2 protein-coding genes are annotated in these 1,085 nt (G+C 48.1%); both read right to left on the minus strand.

Annotated features, from left to right (window positions below; genetic code table 11):
- Positions 1-7: 7 nt before the first annotated feature.
- Positions 8-541, minus strand: coding sequence for an IS630 family transposase (locus tag Xbud_RS18985; RefSeq protein WP_145956686.1), 534 nt, complete (start codon positions 539-541; stop codon positions 8-10).
- Positions 538-1,011 (minus strand): helix-turn-helix domain-containing protein, encoded by a 474-nt coding sequence (locus Xbud_RS18990; protein ID WP_211283558.1) that lies wholly within the window; start codon positions 1,009-1,011, stop codon positions 538-540. The genes Xbud_RS18985 and Xbud_RS18990 overlap by 4 nt, the downstream gene beginning before the upstream one ends.
- Positions 1,012-1,085: the final 74 nt, after the last annotated feature.

The raw sequence follows: 1,085 nt of genomic DNA on the forward strand, positions 1-1,085 counted from the left end.
TAAGTGATTAAGAAAAATTAATTGCAAATTGAGCCCCATAACCTTCCAATAGCGTATTTAGCTCATACTCCATTGTCTCCTGAGTCCAGGTGATAAAACGTCGCCAGTGATACTTGGCTTGTTTCCAAACGATTTCAATTAGATTCAGCTCTGGGCTGTAGGCAGGAAGATAAAGTAACAGCAGGTTGTGTTCTCGTAACCAGCGATGTCTGATTTTTTCCTCGATCCCATGGTGGATACGCGCATTATCCAACACTAAAAATGTCAGGCGGTTGTCTCCTTGTTTGGCGGCCTGCTCTAAAAAATCAATCACATCCGTTCGGGTGATATTGCCTGATGTTGTCTGGTAAAACAGCGTGTTGTCCGTGTAATTTAACGCCCCCAGAACTGACCGTCTGTCATGGAGTTGAGGCTCAGTCTCATGGGGTTTACCCCGTGGACTCCATCCATATTGCACCGGAGGAGACGCGGCAAAACCGGCTTCATCAAAATAGATTAGTCGGTAATGGCCTGACCGTGCGCCGGCCTTAATTTTATTCAGTAAGGCGGATTTTTTAGCAAACTCCGTTTCGTTGCGCTTTTTTTAAGCGACAGGCGGGTTCGTTTATAGGTGAGCCCCTGCTTTTTCAGGGTCTTCGCCAGCGTTTCCAGTGTGCAGGGCAGCGGACCGTGCTTTTCCTCAACGCACTGCGCTATTCTGGCTAGCGTCAGGGACGCTGCGCTGGCAGCTTCGACCGCAGTGGCAATCATTTCAGGTGTCATGGCAAGATACCGGCCTCCGGCATGACCCCCTAATAATCCGGCTATCCCTGAATTGTGCCATGTATGAACCCAGTTGTAGATAACCCGGACACTGCATCCTATCTCAGCGGCGATCTGAGCCGGTTTGCCCCCTCTGGCAAGCATGAGCAACCCCGTACCTCGCGTACGGATGTCCCGATGTGGGTGATTCAAAGCAAGTTGTTGCAATGTCATTCGTTCAGGCTCAGAAAGTGTTATCTGCGATTTCATAAAAACAGCCGGAAAATCTGATTATCGTGTTATTGATTATAGCAACAATGCAGATAATTTATCTGGTTAACTTA

Origin of the sequence: Xenorhabdus budapestensis (genome assembly GCF_002632465.1) — a bacterium.
GTDB lineage: Bacteria > Pseudomonadota > Gammaproteobacteria > Enterobacterales > Enterobacteriaceae > Xenorhabdus > Xenorhabdus budapestensis.

Coding starts and splice junctions, on each gene's coding strand:
- Xbud_RS18990 (WP_211283558.1), bottom strand. CDS start 1,011: ATGAAATCGCAGATAACACTTTCTGAGCCTGAACGAATGACATTGCAA.